Here is a 15008-nt window from a genome sequence, read left to right as displayed (position 1 = left end):
CCGCCTTCAGCGGCAGGTGAAGCTGGCGGCGTCGTCGGTGCTGCCGCTGCCGTTCCAGACGGCCTGCTTCGGATACGGGCACAGCGGCCGCGTGCGCACCGTGCTGCCCGCGACCACGCGCGAGGCGACGATCTGGTCCGGCGCCACGCCCTGCTCGACCCACTGGTCCAGCGCCATGAGCACGTCGCGCTGAGAGCTGAGCACGGGCGAGGGGCCGCCCTGGTTGCCGAAGTGGGCGGTGCCGGTGCCGCCGCCGCAGTGGCCCATGCCGGGCACCAGGAACAGCCGGAAGAAGGCGTCGGTCCCGGCCTGCGAGCCTTGCCGGGCCCGGACCTGCTCGTAGTAGGCGATGGTGTCGGCGGCGTTGACCACCGGGTCGGACCAGCCCTGGTAGACGATGGCCTTGCCGCCGCGCGCCTTGAAGGCGGCGATGTCGGGGTTGGTCTGGTCCACCAGCGCGCCGAGCTTGGCGTCGGTGAAGGCCACGTCACGGTCGTAGTCGAAGGTCCACCAGTTCCACTGCGGGTTCTCGAAGCTCCACAGCCGCCAGAAGTCGGCGCGCACCGGCTCGCTGCCGCCCCAGTAGCCCGGCCAGCCGGCCTCGGTGCCCACCACCAGGCCCGGGTAGATCTGGGCGCCGGTGCGCGGGTTCTTCGGGCCGGCGTAGATCTTTTGCGCCACCGCGACCTGTGCGGCGGTGAGGCAGCTGGCCGTCTCGGCGCCGCTGCATTGCAGCGAGGCGACGTCGAACTTGTCGGCAGTGCAGGCGCGCGGATCGCCGATGACGCCATCGTTCACGCCGTCCAGAGCGTCGCAGGCGGCCACCGCCGCGCCGTTGATGAGCGTGGCCTTGGCCGGCGGCAGGATCAGCGTGGTGTTGTCGCCGGGATGGCGGTTGGAGAGGAAGCGGTGCAGGAACTCGACGTTCAGGCGCACCCGGTTGTTGCCCGGCGCGCCGGCGATCACGCCGTCAAAGTCCTCGGGATAGCGCTGGATTTCCGCGTAGCCCTGGTGCCCGCCGGTGGAGCAGCCGTAGTAGTAGGCCCGGCTGGCGGCCTTTCCCTGCAGCTCGGCCAGCAACTGCTTGCCCGGCACCGTGATGGCGTGGATGGAGCGCGTGCCCCAGTCGGCGATCTTTTCCGGATGCCCCACGCCCCAGAACATCTCGTTGGGGTCGGCCGACTGGTGCCCGGTGTCACCGCCCATGACGGCGTAGCCCTGCCGCATGGCGTAGGCCATGTCGCCGTAGTTGAGCGTGGGGCTGTAGCCGCCGTTGCCGGTGGTCACGAGCTTGCCGTTCCAGGCCGCGCCCGACGGTACCCACAGCTCGAAGTTGACGAGCGAGTCCGCCGTCGGCGTGGCTTGCCCCTTGACCACGCAGAACGCCGGCAGGTTCTCCAGCGCCGCGGTGCCGCCCGCGGGCGTGTAGCTGCCCGCCGGCACGGGCGCGGCCGACTTCACGCTGGCGGCATCCAGCTTGAGCGCGGCGAAGCTGGCCGGGTCGCAGGCCTTGGGCGTGGCGGCCTGGGGTGGCGGCGCCGGGGCCGGAGCGCCGTCCCCGCCGCCGCAGGCGGCCAGCAGCGCCACGCTGGCTGCCAGTGCCAGCGGGGTCTTGCGTGAGTGCATGGTGTCTCCTTGGGTCGTGGTCGGGCACACGGCCGGCTCGTCCGGCAGTGGCTCAAGGGGCCTTCGTTCCGAGCGAAGGCCTGGGGAAATGAAGGGGAGCGGCACCGGCGCCAAGGCCGCCGGCGCTGCCGTCCCGGCTCAGCCGGGCGCGCTCACTCGGCCTCGATGCCGGCGGCCTTGATGACGCGGCCCCACTTCTGCGTCTCCTCGGCCTGGAACTTCGCCAGCTCCTGCGGCGAGGCGCTCCAGGCCTCGGCGCCGCTGCCCTCGAAGAAGGTCTTCGCGGCGGCGCTCTTCACGGCCACGGCCAGCAGCTCGTTGATGCGCGCCACCACCGGCTGCGGCGTGGCCGCGGGCACGTAGGCGGCGAACCAGTAGCCCATGTCGTAGCCCTTGACGCCGGCCTCGGCGATGGTCGGGACCTCGGGCAGCTGCGGGCTGCGCTTCGTGGTGGAGTAGCCCAGCGCGCGCAGCTTGCCGGCCTTGACCTGCGGCACGCCGGTGGCGGTGTCGGTGATCATCAGGTCGATCTGCCCGCCCAGCAGGTCCGTCACCGCCTGCGGGTTGCTCTTGTAGGGCACGTGCAGGATGTCGGTGCCGCTGAGCTGCTTGAACATCTCGCCGGCGACGCGGCTGGAGGAGCTGCCGCTGCCGAAGCTGAGCTTGCCGGGGCGCTTCTTCGCGTCGCCCACGACGTCCATGACGCTGCGGTAGGGCGAGTCCGCGCGCACCACCAGCACCTGCCCGCCCTTGGCCAGGCCGGCCACGGGCGCGAAGTCCTTCACCGGGTCGTAGGGCAGCTTCTTGTACAGGTGCTCGTTGGCGGCATGCGTGGTGTTGGTCGTGATCAGCACCGTGTAGCCGTCAGCCGGCGCGCGCGCCGCGGCCTGCGCCGCCATCATGCCGCTGGCGCCGGCCTTGTTGTCCACCACCACGGCCTGCTTCGTCTGCTCGGTGATGGACTGCCCCAGCGCGCGCGCGAGCTGGTCGGTGGCACTGCCCGCGGCAAAGGGGACGATGAAGGTGACGGGCTTTTCCGGGTATTTCACTTGCGCCTGCGCGGCGGACGCGCCCAGCAGCGCCAGGGTGGCGGCGCAGGCGGTGGCCAGGACGTGGCGGCGGGAAGGCGTGGAACGGTTCATGTCTTGTCTCCTTGGATGTCGATGGGGTCTTGGTGCTTCAGGCCGGTTGCCGCAGCAACGGCACCAGCGCGGCGGGCACGTCGATGTCCATGTCCAGCAGCAGGAAGGCCAGCGCCTTGCCGTGGCTGTCGAGGTTGAGCGCGTCGTTGACGCCGCCGTCGAGCACGCCCTCCAGCACGAAGTTCATGGCGTGCAGCCTGGGCAGCAGGTGGCGCGTGACGCGGCTGGGCCGCCGGTGAGCGAACTGGCGCGCCACGGCGTCCTCGGTCACCTGCGCTACCAGCAGCTCCCACAGCGCCGGGTGCCAGGCGATGACGCTGATGTTGGAAATGTTGCCCTTGTCGCCCGTGCGCCCATGCGCCAGGCATTGCAGGGGCACGCGCACGGCGGCTTGATCGGTGTTGCTCATTCAATGAACTCCAGTTGCGCCTGCACCCGCTCGCGCGGCACCAGGCACGACAGGGTGCCCAGCCGCTGGCGCAGCCCCGTGCGCACGCCGCCGCCGCCGGCCGGGCCGCAGGTGTAGAGCGCGGTGACCTCGCGCGCCAGCCGCTCGGCCTGCGGCTTGTCGGCGTGGTTGAGCGCCACGCGCAGCCGCACGTCGCGCGCATCGCCCACCGGCTGGCTCGACAGCCAGCGCCCGCCGTCGTCGCCGAAGACGCTGGACACGCCGATCAGGTCCACGCGCAGCGCGCCGCAGCCGGCCAGGCGCCGGCGCAACACGTCGCCGGCCAGCCGCGCGCGCGCCTCGGCGCCGCGCCCGGCATAGGAAATCTCCCCTTCGGCCAGCCAGCCCTGGGCATGGAAGACGTTGACCTTCAGGGCCGCGGGCCGCGCATGGCCGCGCACGCCGTGCAGCCGCACGCGGTCGGCGCCCACCGTCTCGACCCAGGCATCGCTGATGTCCGCCACCACGTCCGGCGTGAGGTAGGCAGCCGGGTCGTGCAGCTCGTACAGGAGTTGCTCCTTCACGGTGTGCTCGTCCACGCGCCCGCCCGTGCCCTCGGCCTTGCCGATGACGCAGCCGCCGTCGGTGTCGATCTCGGCAATGGGGTAGCCGACTTCCGCCAGGTCCGGCACGTCCTTGAAACCCGGGTCGGCGAAGTAGCCGCCGCAGACCTGCGCGCCGCATTCGAGCAGGTGGCCGGCCATGGTGGCGCGCGCGAGCCGGTCCCAGTCGTCGCTGGCCCAGCCGAAGTGCGCCAGCGCCGGGCCCACGGTGAGCGAGGGGTCGGACACGCGCCCGGTGATGACGACGTCCGCCCCCGCGCGCAGCGCCTCGGCGATGGCTTCCGCGCCCAGGTAGGCGTTGGCGCTGGCGATCTGCAAGTCCTGCGCCACCGCGCCCAGCGCCTCGTGCAGCAGGCCGCGGTGCGCCTCGTCCGACAGGTCGTCGCCGCTGACCACCGCCACGCGCGGCGCGCGGGTGCCGAGCTCGCGCGCCAGCGCCAGCACCCGGCGCGCCGCGGCGTGCGGGTTGGCCGCGCCGAAGTTGCCGACGATGCGGATGCCGTGCGCCAGGCAGTCGGCCAGCACCGGCGCCAGCAGCTCCGGCAGCAGCGGCTCGTAGCCGGCTTCCGGGTCGGCGCGGCGCGCCAGCTGGGCCAGCGCCAGGGTGCGCTCGGCCAGGGTCTCGAAGATCAGCACGGCGGGCTGGGCGCGCCGGATGAGCGTGTCCACCACGGGGCGGGCGGCGTCGGTGCGGTCGCCGGAAAAGCCGGCGGCACAACCGATGAGAAGGATGTCTTTCATGCACTCCAGCCCGGCGAGGGCCGCTTGGTGAGGCCACGAGGCGATGCGGTCACTGTAGGCAGGTCGGTCAAAGAGGAGAATTCGTTTGTTTGGATCAATTCATCCGCTTCGCAAATGAATGAGCCCGACCTGTCCTCGCGCCAGCTGCGCGCCTTCGTGGCGCTGGCCGAGACGCGCAACTTCACCCGCGCCGCGGCGCGGCTGCACCTGTCGCAGCCGGCGTTCAGCGCGCTGATCCGGGCGCTGGAGGAGGCCGTGGGCGCGCGGCTGTTCGACCGCAGCACGCGCCACGTGGAGCCGACCGTGGAGGGAGCGCTGTTCCTGGAGAGCGCGCAGCGCCTGCTGCGCGACCTGTCATTGAGCGTGGCCGACCTGGGCGAGCACGTGGCGCGCCGGCGTGGGCGGGTGGCCCTGGCCGCGCTGCCGGCGCTGGCCGCCGGCTGGCTGCCGCCGCTGCTGGCCGCGTTTCGCGCCCGCTACCCGGACATCGAGCTGGACGTGGCGGATGCGCTGTCCGAGGGCTGCGTGGAACGGGTGCGCGCCGGCCATGCCGACTTCGCGCTGGCGGCCGTGCGCGCCAGCGCGCCGGAGCTGCTGGCGCAGCCCTTCTGCTCCGACGGCTTCCACCTGGTGTGCCCGCGCACGCATGCACTGGCGCGGCGCGACACGGTGCGGCTGCGCGACCTGGCGGGCGAGCCCTTCATCCACCTGGCCCGCACGAGCAGCGTGCGCCAGCGCGTGGAGTCGGCGCTGGGGCCGGGCGCGCCGGCGCTCAGGCCGGTGATGGAGCTGGAGCAGCTCAGCACCGTGGCCGGCATGGTGCGCGCCGGGCTGGGCATCACGGTGGTGCCGGCGCTGACGCTGTTTCACTTCGAGCACCCGGATCTCGTCACCCGGCCGGTGGACGCGCCCGGGCTGCGGCGGCAGATCTACAGCATCCGCCGCCGCGACCGCAGCCTGTCCATCGCGGCCCAGGCGCTGTTCGACGAGCTGCTGGCGCATCGGCCCGTCCTGCGGGAAACCTGAGGTTCTCGCCGCGCCGCGGGCGGCTCCCGGCGCGGCACGGGGCTCAGGCCGTTCTGCTCTCGCCGAGCCCCAGCTCCTCGATCATGCGCTGGCGCATCACGAACTTCTGCGCCTTGCCGGTCACGGTCATCGGCAACTCGGGCACGAAGCGGATGTAGCGCGGCACCTTGTAGTGCGCGATCTGCTCCCTGCAGAAGGCGCGGATCTCGTCTTCCACGGCCATCTCGCCGGGCTTGAGCACGATCCAGGCGCACACCTCCTCGCCGTACTTCGGGTCCGGCACGCCGAACACCTGCACCGACTGCACCTTCGGGTGGCGGAAGAGGAACTCCTCGATCTCGCGCGGGTAGATGTTCTCGCCGCCGCGGATGAGCATGTCCTTCACGCGGCCGACGATGTTGCAGTAGCCGTCGGCGTCGAGCGTGGCCAGGTCGCCGGTGCGCATCCAGCCGTCCGTCACCGCCAGCCGGGTCTTCTCCGCGTCGCCCCAGTAGCCCTTCATGACCGAGTAGCCGCGCACCCACAGCTCGCCCTTCTCGCCCACGGGCACGGTCTGGCCGGTGCCGTCCACCACCTTGGCCTCCAGGTGTGGCTGGATGCGGCCGACGGTGGAGACGCGGTGCGCCAGGTCGTCCTGCGCCGAGCTCTGGAACGACACCGGGCTGGTCTCGGTCATGCCGTAGGCGATGGTGATCTCGCGCATGTGCATCTGCGAGACCACGCGCTTCATGGTCTCGATCGGGCACGGCGAGCCGGCCATGATGCCGGTGCGCAGCCGGCCCAGGTCGAACCGGGCGAAGTCCGGATGGTCGAGCTCGGCGATGAACATGGTCGGCACGCCGTGCAGCGCGGTGCAGGCTTCCTCGGCCGCGGCCGCCAGCGTTGCACCCGCATCGAAGACCTCGCCTGGAAACACCATCTGCGCGCCCGTGGACACGCAGGCCAGCACCGCCAGCACCATGCCGAAGCAGTGGTACAGCGGCACGGGGATGCACAGCGAGTCCTGCTCGCTGAAGTTCATGGCCTGGGCCACGCAGCGCGCGTTGTTGACCACGTTGTGGTGCGTGAGCGTGGCGCCCTTGGGGTTGCCGGTGGTGCCGCTGGTGAACTGGATGTTGATGGCGTCATGGCAGTCCAGCGCGGCGTCCAGGGCGTCGAGCCCGGCCGTGCCGGCGGCGTCGCCGCGCGCGAGCACGTCGTCGTAGTTGAGCATCCCGGGCGTGCGCTCCTCGCCCATGCGGATCACGATCTCCAGGCCCGGCAGCCGGCTCGCCTTCAGTCGTCCCGGCGCGCAGCCGGCCAGCTCGGGCGCCAGCGCCTGCAGCATGCCCAGGTAGTCGGAGCTGCGCAGTTGCCGCGCCGACACGATGGCGCGGCAGCCCGAGGCATTGAGCGCGTATTCCAGCTCCGCCAGCCGGTAGGCCGGGTTGATGTTGACCAGGATGACGCCGATGCGCGCCGTGGCGAACTGCGTGACGAGCCACTCCACGCGGTTGGGCGACCAGATGCCCAGCCGGTCGCCCGGCCGCAGGCCCAGCGCCGCCAGTCCGGCGGCGAAGCGATCGACCTCGGCCTGGAACTGCGCCCAGGTCCAGCGCACGCCCTGCTCGCGGAACACCACCGCCGGCCGCTGCGGCCAGCGGGTGGCGGTTTGCGCCAGCAGCTGCGCGATGGTGGCCGTGGACAGCGGCGTGTCCGTCGCGCCCCGCACGTGCGACAGCCCTTCGCGCGGCGCCACGCCCAGGGATGCACCGGCATCGACCATGCTTTCGTCTCCTGTGGTTCTTGGAAGCTGGGATCTGGAACAGGGCCGCCAAGTTAATCGGCTGCGGTGCTTCATTGCTGCCGTGGTGGTTGCAGATCCTGCCAATGCGGCCGGTGGCCCATGGGTCGGGACGACGCGCGCGGGGGCGATGCCGCCCGGGCCCCGGCGTCCGGGCACCGCCGTTTAGAGTGCGTGATTCGGGCACACGTCGCCGACGTTTCCACGACCCCCTCCGTTCCCCGCAAGAGGCTCAGCATGACCTACCCCAACACGCAACTCTTCATCAACGGCCAGTGGCGCGACGCCGCGGACGGCAGGACGCTGGCCGTGTTCAACCCGGCCACGGGCGCGGAGATCGGCCGCGTCGCCCATGCCGGTCAGGCCGACCTGGACCAGGCGCTGGAGGCCGCGCAGAAGGGCTTCGAGACGTGGCGCGACATGACGGCCGCCGAGCGCAGCAAGATCATGCGCAAGGCCGCCGCGCTCATGCGCGAGCGCGCCGGCGAGATCGCCCCGCTGCTGACGCAGGAACAGGGCAAGCCGCTGGCCGAAGCCAAGGGCGAGGCGCTGGCGGCGGCCGACATCATCGAGTGGTTTGCCGAGGAGGGTTTCCGCGTCTATGGGCGCATCGTGCCGTCGCGCGCCAACCTGGCGATCCGGCAGATGGTGCTGAAGGACCCGGTGGGCCCGGTGGCCGCGTTCACGCCCTGGAACTTCCCGATCAACCAGGTGGTGCGCAAGGTCGGCGCCGCGCTGGCCGCGGGCTGCTCGATGCTGGTCAAGGCGCCCGAGGAAACCCCGGCCGGCCCGGCCGCGCTGATCCGCGCCTTCGCCGATGCCGGCATCCCGCCCGGCGTGCTGGGCCTGGTCTACGGCAACCCAGCCGAGATCTCCAGCTACCTGATCCCGCACCCGGTGATCCGCAAGGTCACCTTCACCGGCTCCACGCCGGTGGGCAAGCAGCTCGCCGCGATGGCCGGCCAGCACATGAAGCGCGTGACGATGGAGCTCGGCGGCCACGCCCCGGTGATCGTCTGCGACGACGCCGACATCGCGCTGGCCGTCAAGTCCGCCGGCGCGGCCAAGTTCCGCAACGCCGGCCAGGTCTGCATCTCGCCGACGCGCTTCCTGGTGCACGAGAGCATCAAGGCCGAGTTCGCGCAGCAGATGGCGCAGTACGCGCAGGGCCTAAAGGTCGGCGACGGCCTGGCCGAGGGCACGCAGATGGGCCCGCTGGCCAACCCGCGCCGCCTCACGGCCATGGCGCAGTTCCAGGAGGACGCCGTCCAGGCCGGCGCGCAGGTGCTGGCCGGCGGCAAGCGCATCGGCGAGTCCGGCAACTTCTGGGAGCCGACCGTGCTGCTCGACGTGCCGCTGCAGGCCAGGATCTTCAATGACGAGCCCTTCGGCCCGGTGGCGGCGATCCGCTCCTTCGAGCGGCTGGAGGACGCGATCGCGGAAGCCAACCGCCTGTCCTTCGGACTGGCCGGCTACGCCTTCACGAAGTCGCTGAAGAACGCCGACCTGCTCGCGCGCCGCGTCGAGGTGGGCATGCTCTGGGTCAACATGCCGGCCATGCCCAGCGCGGAGATGCCCTTCGGCGGCATCAAGGACTCGGGCTACGGCTCCGAGGGCGGCCCCGAGGCGCTCGATGCCTACCTGAACGCGCGAGCCGTGGCGGTGATGAACGTCTGACCGTGAACATGGCCGCCGGCCAAGCCGGCGGCCATGCGCGTCAGGCCAGCTCCACCGCCAGCGCCGTGGCCTCGCCGCCGCCGATGCACAGGCTGGCCACGCCGCGCCGGGCGCCGCGCTGGCGCAGCGCGCCCAGCAGCGTGACGATGATGCGCGCGCCGGTGGCGCCGATCGGGTGGCCCATCGCGCAGGCGCCGCCATGCACGTTGACGCGCTCATGCGGCAGCTCCAGCTCGCGCATCGCGGCCATGGTCACGACGGCGAAGGCCTCGTTGATCTCCCACAGGTCCACCTCGCCCGGCTGCCAGCCCAGCTTGGCCAGCAGCTTGCGGATCGCGCCCGCCGGCGCGGTGGTGAACCAGGCCGGCTCCTGCGCATGCGTGGCATGGCCGTGGATCACGGCCAGCGGCGCGAGGCCGCGCGCGCGCGCGGTGGACTGGCGCATCAGCACCAGCGCCGCGGCGCCGTCGGAGATGGAGCTGGAGTTGGCGGCCGTGACCGTGCCGTCCTTCGCAAACGCCGGCTTGAGCCCGGCGATCTTGTCGAGCTGCACCTTGCCCGGCGCCTCGTCGCCCTCGACGAGCTTCTCGCCGCCGCGGCCCGGCACCGCCACCGGCGCGATCTCCCAGCGGAACAGCCCGTCGCGCTGCGCCTGCTGCGCGCGCAGCGTGGACGTGGCGGCGTAGGCGTCCTGCTCCTCGCGCGTGAAGCCGAAGTGGCGCGCGCAGTCCTCGGCGAAGGTGCCCATCAGCCGGCCGTTGGTGGCGGCGCCGTAGCGGTCCTCCAGGCCGTCGAAGAACATGTGGTCGAGCATCTGGCCGTGGCCCAGGCGCTGCCCCGTGCGGGCCCTGGGCAGCAGGTAGGGCGCGTTGCTCATCGACTCCATGCCGCCGGCCACGATCACGTCCTGGCTGCCGGCCAGCAGCAGGTCGTGCGCGAGCATGGTGGCCTTCATGCCCGAGCCGCAGACCTTGTTGAGCGTGGTGCAGCCGGCGGACAGCGGCAGGCCCGCGCCCAGGGCCGCCTGGCGCGCCGGCGCCTGGCCCAGGCCCGCGGGCAGCACGCAGCCCATCAGCACTTCCTGCACCGCGTCGGGCGGCAGCCCGGCGCGCTCGACGGCGGCGCGGATGGCGTGAGCGCCCAGCTGCGGCGCCGCCAGCGCGGCGAGCTCGCCCTGCAGGCCGCCCAGCGGCGTGCGGGCCGCGCCGACGATGACGACGGGATCGTGGGGGGTGGCTGAAACGGTGGTCATTCGTGTCTCCTGCATGAGAGGGTCAGTTCACGGGAGCGGCGTGCGTCAGGCCCCGGCCACGGCGCGGGCGATGACCAGGCGCTGGATGTCGGAGGCGCCCTCGTAGATCTGCGTCACGCGCACGTCGCGGTAGATGCGCTCCACGGGGAAGTCGCTGACGTAGCCGTAGCCGCCGTGGATCTGGATCGCGTCCGAGCACACGCGCTCGGCCATGGTCGAGGCGAACAGCTTGGCCATGGACGCCTCCTTCAGGCACGGCTGCCCGGCATCCTTGAGCGTGGCCGCGTGCAGCACCAGCTGGCGCGCCGCCTCGACCTGCGTGGCCATGTCGGCGAGGCGGAAGGCCACGGCCTGGTGCTCGATGATGGGCACGTCGAAAGCGACGCGCTCCCTGGCGTACTTCACGGCCGCGTCCAGCGCCGCGCGCGCCATGCCCACCGACTGCGCCGCGATGCCGATGCGCCCGGCCTCCAGGTTGGACAGCGCGATCTTGTAGCCCTCGCCTTCGCGGCCCAGCAGGTGGTCCGCGGGGATGCGGCAGTTCTCGAAGGTGATGGTGGCCGTGTCCGAGGCGCGCTGGCCCATCTTGTCTTCCAGCCGGGACACGATGTAGCCGGGCGTGTCGGTGGGCACGAGGAAGCAGGAAATGCCCTTCTTGCCCGCGGCCTTGTCGGTGACGGCGAACACCAGGGCCAGCTGCGCGTGCTTGCCGCTGGTGATGAACTGCTTGGCACCGTCGAGCACCCAGTGCTCGCCGTCGCGCACGGCGCGGGTGTGCAGCGCCGAGGCGTCGGAGCCGGCGTGCGGCTCGGTCAGGCAGAAGGCGCCGAGCCACTCGCCGCTGGCCAGGCGGCGCAGGTAGCGGTCCTTCTGCGCGTCGGTGCCGTACTTGAGCGTGATGCCGCAGGCCAGCGAGTTCTGCACGCTGACGATGGTGGAGGTGGCGCCGTCGCCGGCGGCGATCTCCTCCAGCGCCAGCACCAGCGACACGTAGTCCAGCCCGGCGCCGCCCCACTCCTCGGGCACCACCATGCCCATGGCGCCCAGGCCGGCGAGCTCCTGCAGCGCTTCCCTCGGGAAGCGGTGCTCACGGTCCCACTCGGCGGCAAAGGGTGCCAAGCGCTCCTGCGCGAAGCTGCGCATGGCGTCGCGGATCATCTCCTGTTCGGGGGTCGGGATCATGCTGCTCTCTTTTGGCTGCTTGATTACTTAGCCGCCATGCGGATCGCGCCGTCGAGGCGGATGACCTCGCCGTTGAGATACGCGTTCTCGACGATGTGCTGCACCAGGCCCGCGAACTCGTCGGGCCGCCCAAGGCGCGAGGGGAACGGGACCATCCGGCCCAGCGCGTCCTGCACCTCGGTGGGCATGCCCTTGAGCATGGGCGTTTCCATGATCCCCGGCGCGATCGTCACCACGCGGATGCCGTGGCGCGCCAGCTCGCGCGCGATCGGCAGCGTCATCGCCACCACGCCGCCCTTGGACGCCGCGTAGCCGGCCTGGCCGATCTGGCCATCGAAGGCCGCCACCGAGGCGGTGTTGACGATCACGCCGCGCTCGCCGTCCGGGCCGGGCGCGCTCTCGGCAATGGCGGCCGCGGCCAGGCGCAGCATGTTGAAGGTGCCGACCAGGTTGACCTGCACCGTGCGCGCGAAGCTCTCCAGCGCGTGCGGGCCGTCGCGGCCGAGCACCTTCTCGGCCGGCGCGACGCCGGCGCAGTTGACGAGCCCGTGCAGCGCGCCGAAAGCCGCGCGGCACTCGGCCAGCGCGGCCTGCGCGCTGGCGGCGTCGGACACGTCGGTCTTCACGAAGCGTGCCGGCGCGCCCAGCTCGGCCGCGAGCGCGGCGCCGGCCGCGTCGTTCAGGTCGGCCAGCAGCACGCGCGCGCCGGCCGCCACCAGGCGGCGCGCCGTGGCCGCGCCCAGGCCGGAGCCGGCGCCGGTGACGATGAAGTTGCGGTCCTGGATCTGCATGTCGTGTCTCCTCTCGTCCTCTTGTGAAGGGGTGCCCGGGGCAGCGGGCGCCCGATCCGCGCAGCGTAAGCCGGCCGGCCGCGCCTGCCCATGTCCGGGCACGGCAGGCTGCATGGGGCGCGGGGACACTGTCCGGCGCTCAGTAACATCCCGCCATCTCTTTCTGGAGCGACACGGCCCGGCTCATGACGGCGGCACAAGACAAGGGCACGATTTCCGTCGGCCTCGTGCACGAGGCCCTGCTCGGGGCCCGGCAGCGCGGCCTGGACGTCGGCGCGGTACTGGAGCAGGCGCACATCGACCCCCGGCTGCTCGACGCGCCCCGGGCCCGCGTGCCGGCCTTGGCCTATGCCCGGCTGTGGGCGGCGCTGGCCGATGCCATGGACGACGAGTTCTTCGGCATGGACGCGCACCCCATGCGCCGCGGCAGCTACCGGCTGATGTGCCACGCCGTGCTGAGCTGCGACACGCTGGGCCGCGCGCTGCAGCGCATGCTGACCTTCCTGCGCGCCGTGCTGGACGACCTGCGCGGCGAGCTGCGCCTCGAAGGCGGGCACGCCGTCCTGGTGGTGCACGACCAGGGCCCGCCGCGTCGCATGTTCACCTACGCCACCTGGCTGATGCTGGTGCACGGCCTGGCCTGCTGGCTGGTGCGCCGGCGCCTGCCGCTGCTGGAGGCCCAGTTCCGCTGCCCGGAGCCCGAGGACGTGGCCGACTACCGCACCCGCTTCTGCGACGCCGCCCGCTTCGGCGCGCCGGTCACGCTGGTGCGCTTCGAGGCCCGGCTGCTGGAGCTGCCCATCGTCGAAAGTGAAGGCAGCCTGCCCGCCTTCCTGCGCGGCGCGCCCGCCAACCTGCTGGTGAGGTACCGCAACGAGGCCAGCCTCAGCGCCCAGGTGCGGCGCCGGCTGCGCGGCGTGGAGCCCGAAAGCTGGCCAGAGCTCGACGAGCTGGCACGCAGCCTGGCGATGTCGGGCACGACGCTGCAGCGGCGCCTGCAGTCCGAGGGGCTGAACTACCAGCGCCTGAAGGACGCGCTGCGGCGCGACATCGCCATCGAGCTGCTGGGCAAGACCGGGCTGGCGGTGGCCGACGTGGGCGCCCGGGTCGGCTTCCAGGAGACCAGCGCCTTCCATCGCGCATTCAAGAAGTGGACCGGCGTGAGTCCGGGGATGTACCGGCGTGGAAGCGGCGCGCCGCTGGCGGCCGCCATGCCCGTCCAGCCGCTCGAACGCTGAAGCGCGCGGCGCGGCGGCCGGCGCCGCTCTGAAATCAGGCTGCAACAACCGCCCGGCAAGCTTCGGGATGCGTTCTTGCGGGCGCACCGCTTGCCCGGGCCTGCGGCACCCACCGCGCCGCGCCGCCGGTTCGCGCGCCGGCGTTCCAGCATCCGGGTCATCGCCGACACCGTGTCGCAAGGACACCCCTACTGCGCTGCAGCATTCAGGCGAAACCCGTAGAATGAACGTTCATTCAGAAACCAGTTCCAGGCGTCTGACCGCGCCTGCTTCCGCCATGCCTTTGCTGCGACCGCCTTACCGCCTGACCCTTTCAACCACGCTGGTCGCCCTGGCCTGCAGCCTCGTAATGCTGGCCGGCTGCTCCAAGGGCGGGCAGCAGCAGGCGGCGCCGGCCGCGCCGCCGCCGGCGCAGGTGGGCGTGGTGACGGTGCAGGTGCAGCCGCTGACCCTGCGCACCGAGCTGGCCGGGCGCACCACGCCGTACCTGGTGGCCGAGGTGCGGCCGCAGGTGGGCGGGCTGATCCAGAAGCGCCTGTTCGAGGAAGGCAGCTTCGTGAAGGCCGGCCAGACGCTCTACCAGATCGACCCGGCCACGCTGCAGGCCAACCTGGAGAGCGCCCGCGCCTCGCTGGCCAAGGCGCAGGCCAACGTCGCCACGGCCGAGCTGCGCGCGCGCCGCTACGACGAGCTGGTGACGATCGACGCGGTGAGCAAGCAGGCGCGCGACGACGCCCAGGCGCAGCTGCTGCAGGCGCGCGCCGACGTGGCCACCGCCGCCGCGGCGGTGAAGACGGCGCAGATCAGCGTGCAGTACGCGCAGGTCAGCGCGCCGATCTCCGGCATTGCCGGGCGCTCCACGGTCACGCCGGGCGCGCTGGTCACGGCCAGCCAGGCCGCGCCGCTGGTGACGGTGCAGCAGCTCGACCCGATCTACGTGGACATCCAGCGCGCCAGTGCCGAGCTGCTGCAGCTGCAGCGTGCCTTTGCCGCGGGCAAGCTGCAGCGCGTGGACGCGGGCCGGGCCCGCGTCAGGCTGCAGCTGGAGGACGGCAGCAGCTACCCGCTCGAAGGCACGCTCAAGTTCGCCGAGGCCACCGTGGATCCGGGCACCGGCAACGTCACGCTGCGTGCCGTGTTCCCGAACCCGAAGGGCCTGCTGCTGCCGGGCATGTACGTGCGCGCGCTGCTTGAGGAGGGCTCGACGCCCAGCGCCATCCTGGCGCCGCAGCGCGCCGTCACGCGCGACCCCAAGGGCCAGGCGCTGGCGATGGTCGTGGGCCCGGACAACAAGGTGCAGCCGCGCCCGCTCAAGGTGGACCGCGCCGTGGGCGACCAGTGGCTGGTGGCCGAAGGCCTGCAGCCCGGCGACCGGCTGATCGTGGACGGGCTGCAGAAGGTGCGCCCGGGCGCGACGGTGCAGCCGGTGCCCGTGACCCCCGCGGCGTCCGCGTCCGGCGCGGGCACCGGCACGCCGGCGGCTTCGGCCTCGGCCTCCGCGATGGCCGCCTCCGGCGCCACCGCCAACTGATCACGACG

12 protein-coding genes are annotated in these 15008 nt (G+C 72.3%); 4 read left to right on the top strand and 8 right to left on the bottom strand.

What is annotated here, in order from left to right; translation table 11 throughout:
* Positions 1-6: 6 nt before the first annotated feature.
* From FJ694_RS11645 to FJ694_RS11630, 4 genes are all read right to left on the bottom strand, one after another.
* Entirely contained in the window at positions 7-1626 is a 1620-nt protein-coding gene (locus FJ694_RS11645) for a tannase/feruloyl esterase family alpha/beta hydrolase (protein WP_157267338.1), read from the bottom strand.
* A 152-nt stretch (positions 1627-1778) separates the two neighbouring features.
* Positions 1779-2768, bottom strand: a complete 990-nt coding sequence (locus tag FJ694_RS11640; protein ID WP_157267331.1) for a Bug family tripartite tricarboxylate transporter substrate binding protein — start codon at positions 2766-2768, stop codon at positions 1779-1781.
* Positions 2769-2805: 37 nt separating this feature from the next.
* A complete protein-coding gene (locus FJ694_RS11635; RefSeq protein WP_157267329.1) occupies positions 2806-3177 on the bottom strand; it encodes an AtuA-related protein in 372 nt (123 codons plus the stop codon).
* Positions 3174-4520, bottom strand: coding sequence for an acyclic terpene utilization AtuA family protein (locus FJ694_RS11630; protein WP_157267327.1), 1347 nt, complete (start codon positions 4518-4520; stop codon positions 3174-3176). Before FJ694_RS11630 ends, FJ694_RS11635 begins: the two co-directional genes overlap by 4 nt.
* A 114-nt stretch (positions 4521-4634) precedes the next feature.
* On the opposite strand from FJ694_RS11630, the gene FJ694_RS11625 reads away from it, so the two are divergent.
* Entirely contained in the window at positions 4635-5546 is a 912-nt protein-coding gene (locus tag FJ694_RS11625; protein ID WP_157267325.1) for a LysR family transcriptional regulator, read from the top strand.
* Positions 5547-5589: 43 nt separating this feature from the next.
* On the opposite strand, the gene FJ694_RS11620 is transcribed toward FJ694_RS11625, so the two are convergent.
* Positions 5590-7311: an AMP-binding protein gene (locus FJ694_RS11620; RefSeq protein WP_157267323.1), complete on the bottom strand. Its 1722-nt coding sequence runs from the start codon at positions 7309-7311 to the stop codon at positions 5590-5592.
* Between the two features lie 255 nt (positions 7312-7566).
* On the opposite strand from FJ694_RS11620, the gene FJ694_RS11615 reads away from it, so the two are divergent.
* Positions 7567-9006 (top strand): NAD-dependent succinate-semialdehyde dehydrogenase, encoded by a 1440-nt coding sequence (locus tag FJ694_RS11615; RefSeq protein WP_157267321.1) that lies wholly within the window; start codon positions 7567-7569, stop codon positions 9004-9006.
* 40 nt (positions 9007-9046) lie between these two features.
* Here the strand turns inward: FJ694_RS11615 and FJ694_RS11610 are convergent, their stop codons facing one another.
* From FJ694_RS11610 to FJ694_RS11600, 3 genes are read right to left on the bottom strand one after another with little or no spacing between them, the layout of a single operon-like run.
* The gene (locus FJ694_RS11610; RefSeq protein ID WP_157267319.1) at positions 9047-10258 is read right to left on the bottom strand and encodes an acetyl-CoA C-acyltransferase; all 1212 of its coding nucleotides are present in this window, start codon (positions 10256-10258) and stop codon (positions 9047-9049) included.
* 45 nt (positions 10259-10303) lie between these two features.
* Positions 10304-11440: an acyl-CoA dehydrogenase gene (locus FJ694_RS11605; protein ID WP_157267317.1), complete on the bottom strand. Its 1137-nt coding sequence runs from the start codon at positions 11438-11440 to the stop codon at positions 10304-10306.
* A gap of 23 nt (positions 11441-11463) precedes the next feature.
* Positions 11464-12231 carry an SDR family NAD(P)-dependent oxidoreductase gene (locus FJ694_RS11600; RefSeq protein WP_157267315.1) on the bottom strand — a complete coding sequence of 256 codons (768 nt, stop codon included), beginning with the start codon at positions 12229-12231 and terminating at the stop codon, positions 11464-11466.
* A gap of 185 nt (positions 12232-12416) precedes the next feature.
* On the opposite strand from FJ694_RS11600, the gene FJ694_RS11595 reads away from it, so the two are divergent.
* Both FJ694_RS11595 and FJ694_RS11590 read left to right on the top strand, forming a co-directional pair.
* Entirely contained in the window at positions 12417-13469 is a 1053-nt protein-coding gene (locus FJ694_RS11595) for an AraC family transcriptional regulator (protein ID WP_157267313.1), read from the top strand.
* Between the two features lie 277 nt (positions 13470-13746).
* A complete protein-coding gene (locus tag FJ694_RS11590) occupies positions 13747-15000 on the top strand; it encodes an efflux RND transporter periplasmic adaptor subunit (protein ID WP_157267311.1) in 1254 nt (417 codons plus the stop codon).
* Positions 15001-15008: the final 8 nt, after the last annotated feature.

Origin of the sequence: Azohydromonas aeria (genome assembly GCF_009760915.1) — a bacterium.
In the GTDB taxonomy this organism is placed as follows: Bacteria; Pseudomonadota; Gammaproteobacteria; order Burkholderiales; family Burkholderiaceae_C; genus Azohydromonas; species Azohydromonas aeria.
This window is presented reverse-complemented; position numbering and strand designations above follow the sequence as displayed.